Source organism: Agrobacterium larrymoorei (assembly GCF_030819275.1).
GTDB classification, from domain to species: Bacteria; Pseudomonadota; Alphaproteobacteria; order Rhizobiales; family Rhizobiaceae; genus Agrobacterium; species Agrobacterium larrymoorei_B.
The window spans coordinates 1,574,390-1,590,533 of sequence record NZ_JAUTBL010000001.1; the positions used below are offsets into that span (position 1 = coordinate 1,574,390).

Annotated in this window: 12 protein-coding genes and 2 pseudogenes; 6 read left to right on the forward strand and 8 right to left on the reverse strand. The window is 54.9% G+C overall.

Going from position 1 to position 16,144, the window contains the following annotated elements; translation table 11 throughout:
• Positions 1-149: 149 nt before the first annotated feature.
• The 3 genes and pseudogenes from QE408_RS07195 to QE408_RS07205 all read left to right on the forward strand — a co-directional run bounded on the left by QE408_RS07195 (position 150) and on the right by QE408_RS07205 (position 5,719).
• A complete protein-coding gene (locus QE408_RS07195; RefSeq protein WP_306929708.1) occupies positions 150-1,280 on the forward strand; it encodes a GGDEF domain-containing protein in 1,131 nt (376 codons plus the stop codon).
• 230 nt (positions 1,281-1,510) lie between these two features.
• Positions 1,511-3,092: pseudogene (locus QE408_RS07200) on the forward strand (methyl-accepting chemotaxis protein).
• 674 nt (positions 3,093-3,766) lie between these two features.
• A complete protein-coding gene (locus QE408_RS07205) occupies positions 3,767-5,719 on the forward strand; it encodes a putative bifunctional diguanylate cyclase/phosphodiesterase (RefSeq protein ID WP_306929710.1) in 1,953 nt (650 codons plus the stop codon).
• 118 nt (positions 5,720-5,837) lie between these two features.
• On the opposite strand, the gene QE408_RS07210 is transcribed toward QE408_RS07205, so the two are convergent.
• The gene (locus QE408_RS07210) at positions 5,838-6,266 is read right to left on the reverse strand and encodes a DUF4112 domain-containing protein (RefSeq protein WP_306929712.1); all 429 of its coding nucleotides are present in this window, start codon (positions 6,264-6,266) and stop codon (positions 5,838-5,840) included.
• 205 nt (positions 6,267-6,471) lie between these two features.
• Here QE408_RS07210 and QE408_RS07215 point away from each other — a divergent pair, with 205 nt between their 5' ends.
• Positions 6,472-6,858, forward strand: coding sequence for a hypothetical protein (locus QE408_RS07215; RefSeq protein ID WP_306929714.1), 387 nt, complete (start codon positions 6,472-6,474; stop codon positions 6,856-6,858).
• Here the strand turns inward: QE408_RS07215 and QE408_RS07220 are convergent.
• Both QE408_RS07220 and QE408_RS07225 read right to left on the reverse strand, forming a co-directional pair.
• Positions 6,812-7,090, reverse strand: coding sequence for a hypothetical protein (locus QE408_RS07220; RefSeq protein ID WP_306929715.1), 279 nt, complete (start codon positions 7,088-7,090; stop codon positions 6,812-6,814). The two genes, QE408_RS07215 and QE408_RS07220, sit on opposite strands and share 47 nt — an antisense overlap.
• Positions 7,091-7,386: 296 nt before the next feature.
• Positions 7,387-8,592, reverse strand: coding sequence for an MFS transporter (locus tag QE408_RS07225; RefSeq protein WP_306929717.1), 1,206 nt, complete (start codon positions 8,590-8,592; stop codon positions 7,387-7,389).
• Positions 8,593-9,090: 498 nt separating this feature from the next.
• Between QE408_RS07225 and QE408_RS07230 the strand changes: the two genes are divergently transcribed.
• Positions 9,091-9,456: a hypothetical protein gene (locus QE408_RS07230; protein ID WP_306929718.1), complete on the forward strand. Its 366-nt coding sequence runs from the start codon at positions 9,091-9,093 to the stop codon at positions 9,454-9,456.
• A 219-nt stretch (positions 9,457-9,675) separates the two neighbouring features.
• Here the strand turns inward: QE408_RS07230 and QE408_RS22970 are convergent, their stop codons facing one another.
• The 5 genes and pseudogenes from QE408_RS22970 to QE408_RS07255 form a co-directional block, all read right to left on the reverse strand.
• Positions 9,676-10,092, reverse strand: a complete 417-nt coding sequence (locus QE408_RS22970; protein WP_373465518.1) for a DUF4174 domain-containing protein — start codon at positions 10,090-10,092, stop codon at positions 9,676-9,678.
• Positions 10,093-10,246: 154 nt separating this feature from the next.
• Positions 10,247-11,521, reverse strand: coding sequence for a PAS domain-containing sensor histidine kinase (locus tag QE408_RS07240; RefSeq protein WP_373465497.1), 1,275 nt, complete (start codon positions 11,519-11,521; stop codon positions 10,247-10,249).
• Positions 11,464-12,253 (reverse strand): annotated as a pseudogene (locus QE408_RS07245) (alpha/beta fold hydrolase). The gene QE408_RS07240 and the pseudogene QE408_RS07245 overlap by 58 nt, the downstream one beginning before the upstream one ends.
• Positions 12,254-12,653: 400 nt before the next feature.
• Positions 12,654-14,168 (reverse strand): choline-sulfatase, encoded by a 1,515-nt coding sequence (gene betC, locus QE408_RS07250; RefSeq protein ID WP_306929720.1) that lies wholly within the window; start codon positions 14,166-14,168, stop codon positions 12,654-12,656.
• Between the two features lie 16 nt (positions 14,169-14,184).
• Positions 14,185-15,138: a choline ABC transporter substrate-binding protein gene (locus QE408_RS07255; RefSeq protein WP_306929722.1), complete on the reverse strand. Its 954-nt coding sequence runs from the start codon at positions 15,136-15,138 to the stop codon at positions 14,185-14,187.
• 94 nt (positions 15,139-15,232) lie between these two features.
• Here QE408_RS07255 and QE408_RS07260 point away from each other — a divergent pair, with 94 nt between their 5' ends.
• Positions 15,233-16,129 (forward strand): choline sulfate utilization transcriptional regulator, encoded by an 897-nt coding sequence (locus QE408_RS07260; RefSeq protein WP_306929724.1) that lies wholly within the window; start codon positions 15,233-15,235, stop codon positions 16,127-16,129.
• Positions 16,130-16,144: the final 15 nt, after the last annotated feature.

Consider the following 16,144-nt stretch of genomic DNA (forward strand, 5'->3'; position numbering starts at 1 on the left):
ATGGTAATTTTTATTTTATTTATGATTGTATTTATCAATTACTATTAGGATTGATCGCGTTCACAGTATTCCTGCGCTGATTGGAACGATGCAAGTGTCCAAACCAATTTGAGCTTGATTCACAATTTTAGGGTTCCGGCAGGTGATTAATGATGGCAGCTTTGCGTAGATCTTGGAGAGCAAGCCCTCAATCTCATGATGTCACGCAGATTGGTACTCCAATCGACGACTCCGGGAATGCGGCGTTAGACGACAAAATCAGGCAGCGGGTCCATTCAAGCGCCATATATGCGATCGGACCGGTCTGCCTGGTTTTAAGCGTGTTTTTAAACCCCTTCCTCCAATTCCAGCTCGGTTTCATTTTTTGGTCCATCACCGGAGGCTTGTTCGTCACTCTTTTCTGGATTTCACGGATAAAGCATTATGCGCGTTTTCGCCCAGTCAGTTTCGTCTACATAGGCCTGCTCGCCAGCGGGTTTAGGATGGAAGTCAACGCTATGGGCGATGCCGGTGATCAATGGATTCCCACGGTGCTCGCGCAATTGATCATAAGTACAGCACTCGCTTTCAACAGTAAGTCAGATTATCTCGCTAGCTGCGCGCTCATCATCTTCTGCATGATGGTGGGAGGTGACCAGACGCAACTGGCGCTGTTGGCGAACCCGCTTACCATAACGTCTATTGTCTGCTCGGTGTCGGTCGGTACTTTTTTGAATAGCACGATAATGAGCTGCCTAAGAAGCGTCTTCAGAACCAAGGAGATCCTTCACACGTTGTCGATGACAGATCCGCTGACCGGGGTCCTGAACCGACGCGCTCTACTCCAAGCTCTCACGGATGCTTTAGACGCCCCCACTCCGAGAATGGTCCAGTTTGCAATAGTGGACGTCGATAATTTCAAGAGCATAAATGATCAGAACGGCCACGATGTCGGCGACGCGGTGTTGATTGAATTTGCCACAACTGTTCGACGACTTGCATCCCCACATCTTGTCGGGAGGTTAGGTGGGGAGGAGTTCGGTTTGATCTTTGTCGATACGACAGCGGAGCAAGCAACAGAACTGCTCCAACGCATGCTTGAGGACGTGGCTTCACTTAAAATCGCGGGCGTTACGATAACGTTTAGCGGCGGGCTTGCCCAAGCTGTCCATCCTACGGAACCAGCAACCGTCATGAAACTTGCCGACTTGGCATTGTACAAAGCGAAAACCGCAGGAAAAGCAAGAATTATGCTGGCAAACGTTGAAGATCGCATCTTGGATCGGCTCATGCTGGCCTAGCATGCGTTCTCGTCGCCGCTTGCATTGACCGTCCTCCGGACACCGTGAGGCCGTTATTGAGGGGTTCGGGTTTCTTCATTCCTCCGTCCACCACCATCCACCCCGAACGCCTCCGATAAAGAGAGATCGTTGCCGTTATTCGGCTGCGGCTCATTTCAATGAATCCACTTGATCGACACAACCAAACTATTGAGCGTCGGCGAAGGTACCCGGCGTAAATGGAGCTTTCTATGCGCATCATTTCGTTAGGTCTTTCCTCAGACGCCAGTGCTGTTCTCGCTGCGGTGAGCAAGTCGCATGCAATGATCGAGTTCGATCTCACTGGTAAAGTCCTCACAGCGAACCAAAATTTCTGTGCCACGCTGGGTTATGAACTGAGTGAGATCGTCGGCCAACATCATCGCATGTTTCTGGATCCTGCCGAGGCATTAAGCGACGAATACAGCAAGTTCTGGAGCGATTTAGCGGCGGGACGTTTTTGCCGGGGTCAGTACAAGCGCATTGGCAAAGGCGGTATGGAAGTCTGGACAGAGGCTTCCTATAATCCAGTGTTAAGAGGTGACAAACCCTACAAGATAATCAAACTTGCGACCGACATCACGGCGCAAAAGCTGACAACTGCCGAAGATGCAGGCAAGCTCGACGCGTTGTCCCGCGTCCAAGCAGTAATCGAGTTCACGCCTCAAGGCGATATTCTGACGGCCAACCATAACTTTCTAAATACACTTGGATACGAGTTGACGGAGATCGAGGGGAGACATCACTCGATGTTCTGTGAAGACGATTATTCCAGCAGCGAGGAGTATTCCAAGTTCTGGGCTCTATTGGCGAACGGCGAGTTCATAGCCGAAGAGTTTATGCGTCTCGGGAAGGGCGGAAAGAAGGTTTTCATTCAGGCCTCGTACAACCCCATCTGATAATGCCGGCGCGATTGCGTCGTCTTCGCAGGAGATCAGAACCGCGTCTGACGATCTGTCTCGTCGCACGGAGCACCAAGCGGCGTCGGTGTAGGAGACTGCTTCAGCCCTGGAAGAGATCACCACCACGGTCTCGGATACCAGTAACAGGGCTCAGGAGGCAGGTCGGCTCGTCCGCAACACGAAAGACAATGCTGAGCAATCCGGGCATGTTGTTCGGCAGGCAATCGAAGCCATGGGCAAGATCGAGGCCTCTGCATCTGAGATCGCGAGTATTATCGGTGTAATCGATGAGATCGCGTTCCAGACAAATCTGCTTGCCTTGAATGCAGGCGTTGAAGCAGCGCGCGCCGGTGAGACGGGGAAAGGTTTTGCCGTTGTCGCGCAACAGGTCCGCGAACTCGCACAGCGAACGGCAAAGGCGGCCAAGGAGATCAAGGATTTGATAGGTGCATCCGACAAGCACGTTAAAGACGGCGTTCGCCTCGTTGGTGAAACTGGTAAGGCTTTAGAAAAGATCGTCGGCCAAGTGGTTCAAGTCGATCGTAACGTTTCGACAATTGTAGAAGCCTCTCGTGAGCAAGCAGTCGGTCTTAAAGAGATTAACACGGCAATCTACACGATGGATCAGGGGACGCAGCAAAATGCTGCAATGGTGGAGGAGACATATGCGGCGGCGCGTGGTCTAGCCAGCGAAGCCGAGGCTCTGTTCCGACTCCTGTCCCAGTTCACGATACATGAACCGCAATCCAAGCGTTTCGAGCCGGGATTTCTTTCGTCAAGTCCTTTGCCGATTCCCGATCCAGTTTGGCAGCTAACCACTAAGGTTGCACGCGTGTTCAATGGAAATGCCGCCATAGAGCGCTCGATTTCCGCCGGAGGGATCAGCTATTAAGACAGTGCTTGACTGACGTTCTCCCAAGCGATGCCGTGCCAAGTGGCGCTGATCAGCCCTAAGCATATGCCACCCGGGCGGCATACGTATTACCTACGATCTTTGGGTGTGAACCGCGCCGGTCTGCCGGAGGGGTCGGATTGTGAGTCACGCTGTCACATCGATGTTATATGCGGCAGCATAATATTTCTCTTCGGCCCTGGCAGACTGCGGTATCTCTATGAAGTGTGGCATTGATCCCAACAGGTGAGACAGGACGTTACCCTAATGATGAGCACCTGTGGGTGGTCTCATTTTCGGAACACTCGCGCAAAATCAGTTTAGTTAAGTTTGTAGTGACGAGACGCGATGATTGTTAATTCGACCATCGTAAGGATACCATCAATATGCCTAACGTCGATACGACACTTTAAAGTTGATAGCCCTTTGTAGTGACTGAGAGCAGAAATGGTCTGTTGTCTGAACCAAACGTCATTTGTTCATCCTCATCGCGACTTACGCGGCGTTCCTATCAGGCAGCGAAAAAATTGAGTTTCTGTACGTCTTAACGCTTCCGGGCGGTCCGATTGAAGCCTCGGCGCGTAGTCGAATAATCCGTCTCTCGGCAAGAGGCGTCGTATATGCGGGACAATTGTCTAGAGGTGAGGAGGCTATTAATTTCAGCAGGTACTTGAATGACTGAGCTTGCTTTGCGCGACGCGACCCTGACGGATCAACTATTCGCCGTTAGAAAAACCGTCGCAATATCTATTCCGGTTAATATGTTGCTCGGATTGGCGTCTTTGCTGGTCGCGATCCACTCTGACAAGACGATCACAGCGCTCGTCTGGTTTGCTATCTCATCGATTATCAATCTCTCGCGCCTTCTCCTCTGCCGGCTTCCAGTCCGACAGCGCAGCGTGCACGCGAATTCGGCCGTCCTAGGGTTGTCATACCCTGGCGTCTCCAGCCATCTTCAGATCCACACCTTCCTTGCTCTTTCATCTGGTTTGGTATGGGGCTTCGTGCCCATCTTGTGTGACTGGTATACGTCATCCGATACACTTTTTTACCTGACCGTGGTCTGTGGCATCACCGCGGGCGCTGTCACGCACGGTTTCGCTTACGCTCCCATTCCAATGTGCTTCATCACTCCAGCTTTGCTGTCTGTCATCGTGTGCCTCGTCATAGCCGGTGGGTTTGATCGATACGTGCTAGCGGCAACCGTACTTCTCTATTTAGCGGCGCAGATTCGTAGCACTCGAGTGGGTGAGGCGCTTATCATCAACGACAGTAAGCTAAAAAACCAAGCGACTGCGTTGTCACGATCCCTTGAGATCGCCAATCAGCAGAAAACTCTGTTTGCTGAGGACATGCAACGAATGGCGGCTCAGGATCCGCTGACGGGTCTGTTCAATCGCCGAGGATTGCGGGATGCTTTCAGGCAATCGAGCGGTACGGATCAACTCGGTTGCCTGATGCTTGTCGACTTGGATGGTTTTAAATCAGTCAATGACGCGTATGGGCACGAATCCGGCGATCAGATTTTGCTCGAGGTGGCCCGACGGCTTAAGGATGTTGCAACACCGGGAGCGATACTGGCGCGAATAGGTGGCGACGAATTTGCAATCCTGTTCAGGCATCAAACCTCAAAGGAAGATGCTGAGATCATTGCCAATCAACTCGTCACGGTTATTTCAGCCCCGTTCCCGAAGATGGATCCGGGACGTGTGGGTGCAAGCTTAGGCGCTTACATCGGCCCCTTGAACCGGATCGACGAAGCTATGTCCTACGCGGACGCCGCTCTCTACGCCGCCAAGAAGCAAGGCCGTAATCGCTGGCGTTTATTTGATGATGAACTTCAGAAGCAGGCGGAACTTTACCGCGACATTGAAAGGGACCTCGCCAAGGCGCTGGCCCACAAAACACTCGAAATCCACTATCAACCCATCGTTGCAGATGGCGGAGAACGGGCGGATACATTCGAAGCACTTTTACGCTGGCATCACGCGCAACATGGCTGGGTGGCTCCGCCCATTATCGTCGACATAGCTTCAAGGACAGGGCTTTCTGAGCCGCTGCTTCGCTTCATCATCCATGAAGCGTGCCAAATGGCGCTCCTGGTGAAAGAGGTCAATGCCGGTGCCGTGCGGATTGCTGTCAACGTTTCTCCCCGCGAGCTTGCGCAACTCGCCGTAGATGAACTGATCCTTTCGGCGTTCGAGGAAATGGCTTTAGATCCTGCGGTACTTGAATTAGAGATTACCGAGGACGTTGCTATTGATCTGAAAATTGTTCAGCGAAAACTCGAGCGCCTTTCGAAGGCTGGTGTCCGTATCGCGATCGATGACTTCGGTACTGGGTACTCATCGCTAGGGTCTTTGCATCAAATCCGTGCTGATCGCGTAAAGATCGATAAGATGTTGGTCACAGGGACGACGCTTGCGTCGGCCCACCGATCTCTTATCGATGCGGTCTTGCGGGTTTCCGAAGCTTACGGTTTCGATGTTGTCGCTGAGGGTGTGGAAACGGAAGACGATCTCCAGACAATGCGGGCTTTGGGGTGCCCACTCATGCAGGGTCACCTTTTTGCACCTGCTATGGCCAAGGATGACGCTATCCAGTGGCTCTGCCAAATGAGGAACTAGTCCTTGTTTGGGTGGAGCTCATCACCAGGGAGGCAGTTTGCCTACGCGGCCAAACCGCCAGCTGCCGCAGCCAAACCGGCTTGCAAACCCAAATGCTTATCCCCAGCACGTCGGTCGTTTACCGCTTGCGCCGCAAGTCTTCCGGCTGAACACCAAAATGATCGAGTATGATCTGAACATTGCGGCGATGTGATTTGAAATAGACGTCGAAAAGGTCGCCGAAAAGCGGCACGCTACCGACGACTGAATCCATGGCTACATTGCCAATCATCTTCGCAATTTTTTCCCGGGGAAGGCCAAGGCGACGCGCCTCGTTAACGATGTAAAGACCGACGAGCGCGCCGGCCCCATCGCCAAGGATTGGAACAAGGCCAAGCACAGAATCTGCACCGAAGCGGAGGCGCGTACCCGGAATGCCGATAGCCGTATCCATGAGGCGGGATATACTGGACAGGCTGCGCATTTTCTGAAGACGCCGTTCCAAGTCGGATGCATCGTTCGAGGCGTCCGCACCAAAACCACCTGCATTCCAAGTTCTTGCTGCCATCGTAACCTCCACACCGGTAAAGCCGGCACCCAAGAAATGGGGAGGTGCCACTGGATTTCAAGTCGGAGCAAGTCTCTGCCTGACACGGGGGCACGCGCCTACCGCTGGATGACGAGAAGCAAGGAACCAGTCTGCCGTAGGCATGTTCGGCTACACTATCCGCAAACGACCTCATATGGTCCGTTGGCGAACCGAAGAGGACGCCATGCAGATTAACGATTTTTTCTACCTGCTAGAAAAGAAAATCCTGATTATGGACGGTCATGAAGGGGTCTGTGATGCCTCGAAGAGGCAATTCGCCCTATCAGGCGTTAGTATAATAGGGCCGGTTGCGAGTGTTAAAGACGTGTCTCGCGCCGTTTCGTTCCATGAACCTGACGCTGTTATCATCGACATCAGAGCCGACGATTGTGACATCGTTGAAATCGCTGACAGGCTGTATAACCTGAAAATCCCGTTTGTTTTCGCAGCGATCTCCACGAACAAAAGGGATTTCGTTCGAGAGGGTTTCAATCTCAATGGAGACGTGGCCGAACTTCGCAAGATCACACGGGCTTTGTTTTTAAACCCAGTCGGCGATGTGATTCCTTGACCTGGTCTCGGTCTTTAACTTGGAAGTGATCAAGCGCGACTTGGCGAATAACGGGGAGAAGCTCTCTCACCGGGTCGCCGAGGTCGAGTTCGGGCCGGTCCATAATGATCAGCAACGTGCGCTCGATGATAAGTTTCCTCGCCGCATCGACCGGAGTAAACCGTTGAGCAATGTTGGTTACAACTTCGCGGATGGAATCGGTGCGGAAATAATTTTGGTCGACGTTTGTCACGTGTCACCTCCTGTTTGGCAGGCAAGAGCACGTATGAACCCCTAGCCATCGCCGCCTACGTCATAATCACAGTCTGGCGATGGTGGCTTGGATTGTACGCTGCTTGAGGCGAAACGCAAATTTTTGACCTGGACTGTACGCTGGCGGACAAGGGAAGTGTTGAGGGCAGGCTGTCCGAACAGCCCGTCAAGACCGACTGTGTTTACAAAAAATCCAGCCTGTTCGGTTCGTCATGGTCAACGGTATCCCTCTTCCCGTCTGCTGAACTCCTTTCGAAATGGACGCTCGATTTCAGATCAAGTGGCGGGCGGCCGTCGTTTCTCGAGGATCATAAGCCCGCAGATGCCGGCAAATGCCATGGCAACACCGAGCCAAGCCGTGCCCGAATAACCGAAGAGATGCGCTCCCAAAGCGAAGACGACCGCGGTTAATCCGTTTCCGAGGAAGGAATTGATGGGGTTGAACGAGGTCCCGAGACCTGGTCTTCCCGGGAAGAGATCCTGAAAATAGGTGAGCGGCATGGAGAGCAGGGCGGCGGCGCCTGCTGCTGCGGGGACGGTCAGGGCGTAGAGCTGCCATGGAGCCGTAGCGAAAGTGAGCGCAGCCATGAAGGCGGCATAGAGCAACCCGCCGATCGCCAGAATGGCGAGAATGTCCAATCGTTTCAGCAGACCGGCCCAGATGAGCATGAAGGGTATCTCGAATAATGCGATCAGGCCCGCGACGATACCGACATCACCGGTTTCACCGCCAAGGTCGGCAATGAGGATCAATGGCCAGACGGTGCTCGCGAGCCTAATGGTGCCGGTTAGCAAGGCCATGGAAACGGCGCGCGCCAGCATAAGCGGCGTTGCAAGCTCGCGAAGCGCAGAGAAAAACCCTGTCCGCGATGTTCCAGCAACGCGATCACGCGCGGGTCTCGCTGGCAGAAAAGCAGAGGAAACAGATATCAGAAGGGCACAAAGCGCCGCGATGCCCCAGGCGCCCATCATGCTTGCGGAACTGGCAAACGCAAAACCTACGGCTGCCGGCATCACGACCCAGGCGGCGGATACGAAAGCCCGGACAGTGGCGTTGATCGCAGCACTGTCCCGGCTTGGCAGGCCAGCCGTTTCAGCGCGAACACTCACAAAAATCAGCGAGCTCACCGACTGGAAAAACGGAATGACGACCGCAGTTGCCACAATGAATACAGGGATCGATGGAAAAAGAAAAATTGCGCCGTAGCCAATGACGCCCATCAACGCCATCGCCATGATGATCCTGCGCCTGTCGCCTATCAGGTCGGAGAGAATCCCAAGCGAGACGCTGATGGTCACTGCAGCCAGCGATGTCACGAAGACCAGCACAGAATAGGCCTGGTCGCTCATCCCTAATTCTCGAATTGCGGTAATCGAGAGATAGGGCAATGTCGAGCCATAGGCGGACCCTTGAAGGAAAATCATCAGGGTGAGAAGCAGCAATTGCGGATGGGCGCGGATGTGGCGCAAGGAGTGGAGCACAGGATAATTCTCAAAGACCGCGCACTCGCCAATCAACGAAATCCACGGTGGGGAAGGACGTGTACGACGTTATCGACATTCCGGCGGCGATAACAAGCCAATTGAATTGATGGTCGAAATTCTGAAAATTAGTTGAGCGTCCGCATTTGGGTCAGAGGGTAGTGTCTTCGCCTCTATCGCTGCGATTTTTGTGCGGGATTTAGTCGCAGCAGTCGGTCCAGCATCGGGCCAGAGTGTCCGATCGGTGAATTGCGCGCGTCAGAAGATGCTCCCGTGTAACTCAACTCCCGATTAGCACCGCATCGATATCATTGTCCGGCCATCATCGCGGGGTCAGGGGTCGTGTCTGCCAATGCTGGGACAGCGTGAGCATCACCCAGTCGATCTTGGCATCCCGAAGCGGCTTTGTTCCTTCTTCGGTGAAAGATATATTTAGGAACAGGCTCACCGCCATGTTGTTGGACCTTTGCAATAACAACGATGCTTGGAGGAAAGCAGATGAAAAAGGTTCTGATTGGAAGGGTCTTCGCCCTGAGTTTTGCTTCTTTAGCTATAGCCCAGGGTGCCGGTGGCGGATCTGGTGGAAATGGCGGCGCAGGGTCTGGGGACGCTGGCGCTGGCTCTAATTCTGACGGGGGTACAGGCACAGGTGCGGGAACTGGCGGCCCCACAGGTTCTGGTACGTCTGGCTCGGGAAGCACCACAGCGCCCGGTACAACGACACCCAGTTCAGGTGGCTCGGGCGGCACCAACTCTCAGACGCCGAATGGTGACACCAACAACACCAACTGCCCGCCTGGCACCACTGGCGGCCAAGGTTCGATGAGCGGCAACAAAAGTAGCACAAACTGCCCGGCCAACTAAAACCTCGATTGGTCAAGACGAACAGGGCGCGCGGGCTATGCCTGCGTTCCCATTTCCCACGGCCTTATCTCGGATAGAGATACCGTGATTGTCGCCCCTTATGGCGCAGGACGGTCCAACATTGTGACCACACCTTGGCTAGCCGGCGTCTACGGGAGGCAGTCCGTCGATCCGTAACCTATGAACGTGCCCCTCGCAGGAAGATTTTCCAGCCATCGCTCAGCCGCGTTCCGCCTGTCTCATAGGCATTCGGTCTATGAGGTCGAACAGATCGACGTCCGGGACAATGGTTTCGCTACGCAACTTGATACCGCCGTCCTTTCCGACCAAGACGACCCGAAAGCTTCCTTGTTTGACGTCGGCCTCGTTCCGCAGCCCTACCGCATCGGGCTCGGCTGCGTTTCCAAAAGCTGCGGTGGCTTCATCATCAACGACACGGATTACGACAAGGTCCCGCTCTTCCAGTTCCAAGCGTTGATCGGTAAGGGTCTCTATCTGTCGCTCTACTCTTGCGTCGCCTGCATCTCCGAAGACGATGACGACTCGCTTCTTCCAGGTCAATTCGGAGAGGCTGTTCATGGCGGATACCTGCGATGATATGAGGACGACTATGAGGGCAGCGAGCAATCTTGTCATTGCTGGGGCTCCATTGCTGTCTGCATAAACGTTACTGTTGTCAGATGGTTCGACAAGCCAGGTGATGTTCTGGCAGATGCGTGTCACCAATCGTAATTCCTGACGCTTGCTTCCAAGCAGCAAGATCAGATCGGTTTCGCATGGGAGAGCCTGGTCAACCCTCGTCGGCGGACGAGAAAGGTGGCATCATAAAGATGAAGCGCGTCTCTTCGCCGTTGGATGTCGCTGACAGCGTCCCTCCATGGGCCTTTGCGATTTGAGAAGCTATATGCAATCCCAGTCCCAATCCCTTGTCATTTCGAGTGTCCCCACGAACGAAGGGCTCGAACAATCGCTCCATCCGGTCCGGCGGGATTTCTTTTCCTCGATTTGTCACTGACAATGTGAAGGTTCCGTCATCGGCAAGGACCGCATCGACGAAGATCGGGTGCTGCGCATCACCGTGACTGATGGCATTCCCGACGAGATTTGACACGAGTTGGCCAAGTCGCGCATGGTCGGCATTGACCGGACGCGGTATCGATAACGTCGAAAGGATTTCCCGTCCGGGAGCGCTTGATCGCAGCTCCTCAACCACGTGTTCGATGACGGGACCCAGGGGCGCGTTCGCGTTTGTCGTCAGGTGAATGCCGCCGCCGAGCCGGCCACGAGCAAAATCCAGCACGTTGTCAATCAGTCCTGACATGCGTGACACGCTCCCGGCCATCAGCTGAAGAACCTGTTTGCCGCGATCGCTCGTCACTTCTGCGGCCAGAACTCGTCCTGCCGCTGAGATGGAAGCCAGCGGGTTGCGAAGGTCGTGGCCGAGGACTGCGACGAATTGCTCGCGCAATTCTCCGGTCTCCTGTTCAGCAAGAAGAACGCGTTGCGCTTCGCGCTTTTTACCAACCGCTCGGCGGATGTTGGTGCGTAGCGACGCATTTATGTTGGCCAACTCTTCCTTCGCGTTTTCAGCTGCCTGCCTGGCTTGCAGCAGGTCTCGTTCCAACTGGCGACGCTTCACTGAGCGAAAGACGGTCACGAGCGTAACGCCTGAATCATCGCCGCCGAGTCTGCCCCTGGCGCTCACCGTGACTGGAAGCCGCTTGCCACTCTTCGTCTTCAGATCGAATGCGATTTCCTCGCAAAAACCCTGCAGCCGAAGGGTTGGCTCAAAATTCGTCTCGTAAAAGACGTTGCCCGCAACGGTCAGCAATACCGTCATTCGCTTGCCAAGTAGCTCTTCTTTCTCTTGGCCGATCCACTCCGCGAGCGTCTGGTTTATTCTCGCGATCACGCCTTTGGAGTTCAGCACGACATAGCCGCATGGCGCTCTTTCGAACAGAGCGTCGGGAGAATCCATGGCTGGGGCGGGAGGCAGCGATGCGTCGATTACACAAAACCCTTTATGGCGGATATCACGGTCTGAGGCGCACTCAAGTTTGGACAATGCCCGGTCGCGTCAAGCATGACGAATTGCGCATGCGGGATCGCATCGGCAACATATCGCCCGACATTTTCCGAGGCGATGATGTCGTCACGGCATTGCAAGACAAGCACTCGCGCCGTCACCTTGGGTAAATCTGCCCGATTGTCGGACGTAAACGTCACCCGGGCAAAGGTTCGCGCAATTTCAGGGTCCATCCGGCAGAAGCTGTCGGCGAGTTCGCTGGCAAGCTCCGGACGGCCGCTGTTACCCATGATCGCCGGAGCCATGGCATTGGACCAGGCGATATGATTTTCGGCAAGCGATGCCAGGAGTTCGTCGATGTCTTCCTGCTCGAAACCACCAATGTAGGGGCCATCGTTGATATAGCGCGGCGAGGGGCCAACCATCACGACGTCCGAGAACATCTCCGGGGCTTTGATGGATGCCAACGCTCCCATCATGGCGCTTACGGAATGGCCAACGATGATGGCGTCCGTGAGACCGAGTTCATGACCAATATCGACAATGTCGTCAGCATAGGCATCAAGGCTTGAATATCTATGGCGATCATAGGACGACACGTCGGAGTTTCCTGCGCCGACGTGGTCGAACGTGACCACGTTGAAATGATCCTCAAAAGGCAGGCGCCACCATTCGCCACATATGCTGGTCGCACCCATACCCGTGCGCAAATATCATCGTGCGCTTGCCACTGCCCGACTGCTTTACGTTATTCTTCAAAATAGCTGACAAACGCGGTCCTCGATTGCTGACCGCGGTCAGTCTGCAAGAGGCGACGATCCGTTGGGTGCACAGCATCATACGACGCCGGAAGAAGCTTGTCGCTTAAATTCTCGACAACGGCGATAACTGCGTGTTTGCAGTAATGCAACACAGCCGATCTATAAGCTGCAGGATGGCGGGGGATGCATCTCGGGGTTTCGTAGAAAATGAATTCAATCAAAAGCGCGACGTTTCTTGCTCTCTTACTCACGAGCGCGCTTTAGATATTTTAGAAGTTATTAAAATACAGTGCCATTATGCTTGAATTTTACACGCTGCTTCTCGTCATCGCCATGCGCGACGACGAACAGAATGGTGATGGCGTGGCCCTGGACACTTCTCGGACGGAAGATCACTGCCGGGCGATGTCTCACTCTCCGCGTGGATAGCGCTGGTTCTCCTCTAGTACGTTGAGGTCCATGTGGTTGCGCATGTAGCGCTCAGACGCCTTTTGCAGCGGCTGATAATCCCACGGATAATAGGCGCCATTGCGCAGCGCTTTGTAGACAACCCAGCGCCGCGCCTGACTTTCGCGGACCGCCGCGTCGAAAGCGTCGAGGTCCCAGCGTTTTTCAACCTCTGCGGAAAGCGCGGACAGGACGTCGCTGAAGGCTGGATCGTCGGCAAGATTGGTGCGCTCTTCGGGATCTGCCTCAAGATCATAAAGCAGCGGGGGGTCGGCTTCGCAGACCGACAGCTTGTAGCGCCCGTCACGAAGAGCGACGAGCGGAGCGATCGAGCCCTCGGCCGCATATTCCATTGGCACCGGACCACGCGTGCCTGTTCCCGCGGCCAATGGGGAAAGGTCCTCGCCATCCGTCCAACGCTTCAAAGATGTAATGTCGAGCCCGGCCAATCCACAGAGCGTCGGCGTCACATCGAGCGTCGACACAGGTGCGTCGATAAGCGTCGGCGTCCAACCGGGCGCTGCGATCATCAGCGGAACACGCGCGGATCCCTCGAAGAAACACATCTTGAACCACAGTCCGCGCTCGCCCAACATATCGCCATGGTCGGACAAAAAGAGAATGATGGTGTCCTCATCCATCCGGGTTGCCTTGAGGACTTCCAGTATCTCGCCGACCTTCTCGTCAATGTAGGAGATATTGGCGAAATATCCGCGTCGTGCGCGCCGGATTTGCTCGGGGGTGATGTCGAACGCCTTGTGATCACAGGCTTCCATCAGGCGTCTTGAATGCGGGTCCTGATGCTCAAAGGCGAGCGGTTCAGACTGCGGATCGAGTGCTGGGCAATCCTCGTAGAGGTCCCAGAACTTCCTTCGCGCCACATAGGGATCATGCGGATGGGTGAAACTGACAGTCAGGCACCAGGGGCGTTCATCGAGGCGGCGTGACAGATCGTAGAGTTTGCGCGTGGCGTTGTAGGCGACCTCGTCGTCATATTCCATCTGGTTGGTGATCTCGGCAATACCCGCGCCTGTGACCGAACCGAGATTGTGATACCACCAGTCGATACGCTCGCCGGGCTTGGTATAATCTGGCGTCCAGCCGAAATCCGCCGGATAGATATCCGTCGTCAGGCGTTCCTCAAAGCCGTGCAGCTGGTCAGGACCGACGAAGTGCATTTTTCCTGAAAGACCCGTGTAGTAGCCCGCCGCCCGCAGATGATGCGCGTAGGTCGGGATGTCGGACGCAAACTCGGCGGCATTGTCATAGACCCTCGTTCGGCTGGGCAACTGGCCAGACATGAAGGACGCACGGGCGGGCGCGCAAAGCGGGCTTGCCGTGTAGGTGTTGGCAAAGCGGACGGAGCGCTCTGCCAATGCTTTGAGATGAGGCGCGTGAAGAAAATCCGCAGGTCCATCGGGAAAAAAAGTCCCGTTGAACTGGTCGGCCATCAGGATGAGAATATTGGGACGCGGCATTGACTATGTTCCGGGTTCACAGCCCAAGCTTGGTCTTGACGGCGTCTTCGCCGGGTTTGCCGTCCAAAGTCGTCACCCCTTGCAGCCAGCCATCCAGTGATTTCGAGTTTGTCTTCAGCCAAGCCGTGGCAGCCGCTTTGGCGTCTTCCCCATCAAGGATCGAGCCCATAAGACTGTTTTCCATGTCGATGTTAAATGTCAGGTTTCTGAACAGCTTCGCGGCATTCGGGCACTGTTGAGGCCAGCCGGTGCGCGCGAGTGTGTAGACTTCCGCACCACCGAAATTCGGACCGAAATAGGCGTCACCACCGGAAAGATAGGTGATGTCGATTTTCTTATTCATCGGATGTGGAGCCCATGCGAGGAAGACGACAGCCTTCTTGTCACGACCTGCCCGCTCCACCTGCGCCAGCATGGCCTGCTCACCGGATTCCACAAGCTGCCAGCCTTTGAGACCGAAATCGTTGGCATCGATGATCTTCTGGATATTCTGGTTCGCAGGCGCCCCCGGCTCGATGCCGTAAATCTTGCTGTCGAATTCGCCTGCATGCTTGGCGAGATCGGCGAAGTCTTTTACGCCTTTCTCCGCCATATAGGCTGGTACCGCCAGCGTGAACTTGGCGCCCTCGAGATTCTTCGTCATCACCTCGGCTGCCTTGGCGGTGTTCAGGTCATCGACGAAGGATTTCTGCGCGGGCATCCAGTTGCCGAGGAAGACGTCGATCTCGCCATTCTTCATCGCCTGGTAGCCGATGGGAACCGACAGGGTCTTCACGTCTGCCTCATAGCCAAGCGCATTAAGCAGAACGGAAGCGACGCCATTCGTCGCGGTAATGTCGGTCCAGCCCGGATCACTCAGCCGAACCGTCTTGCACGCCGCATCATCGGCCGCTTGCAGTGGAGTGGAGAAGGCTGCCACTGAGAAAAGCAGACCAGCGGCGATGCGACGTATACGAGAATCGATCTTCATTGCGGTTCCCCTTTTATTAGCCTCACTTATTGAACGCAGCATTGTTTTTGGCTGTGAAGCGGGTATTTTTCGATGGTTGGCATAAGGATTTTTAATGTCAGAGCGACCGCTTGATCTTGGCTGGATGCGGATCTTCACCGAGGTAGCCCGTCGTGGCAGCCTGACGGCGGCTGCGGCATTTCTCAGACTGACCCAGCCCGCTGTCAGCTACCAGATCCGCAGGCTGGAGGATGAGCTTGGTGTTGCCCTGATCCGCCGCAAACATCGAGGGATCGAACTGACAGCAGAAGGGCAGCGGTTGTTCGAGATTGCCTCGCGTAGTGTCGACGCCGTAGATCTTGTGACGCAACAGCTGCGTAGAACCGACGAGCGCCAGACCATCCGATTGCACACCGACTACGCCTTCTCGTCGCTGTGGCTGATCCCCCGCATGCATGGTTTTCGCGTGCTAAACCCCGACATGAACATCCAGATCGTTGCGACTCAGGATCCGCTGGGTCAAGGCAAGCACGATAGCGATGTGATGATCATATTCGGGACAAAGCAGGACGCAGGTGAGGGGGCTGTCTTGCTGCTTTCTGAAAAGGTAACGCCAGTCTGCTCGCCTGCCATGCTTGCGAATAAATCTGCGCCTGCGGGCCATTCAGAGTTTTCTCGACGAAAGCTCATCCATCTGGAAAACAATTCGCAGACGCATTGGTACGACTGGAACGACTATTTGACCCATTTCGGCGTCGAGCGAGAAGCCGAACACAGCGGCGGCGATATCAGTTTCAACAACTACGCGATGGTCGTACAGGCAAGCATCTGCGAACAGGGGTTCGCACTTGGCTGGGCCGGCCTGATCGATCCCCTGCTTGAGGCAGGTGTCTTGGTGACCGCGGGTCCGAGCCTTGATGCACCGGATCGCGGCTATTGGTTGATGCGCCCCAAGAGTAACGATGCAACGGTGGGTAAGTTGACGGGGTGGCTGATCGACGAGCGGAGTTAAAATCCGTCGTCGCAG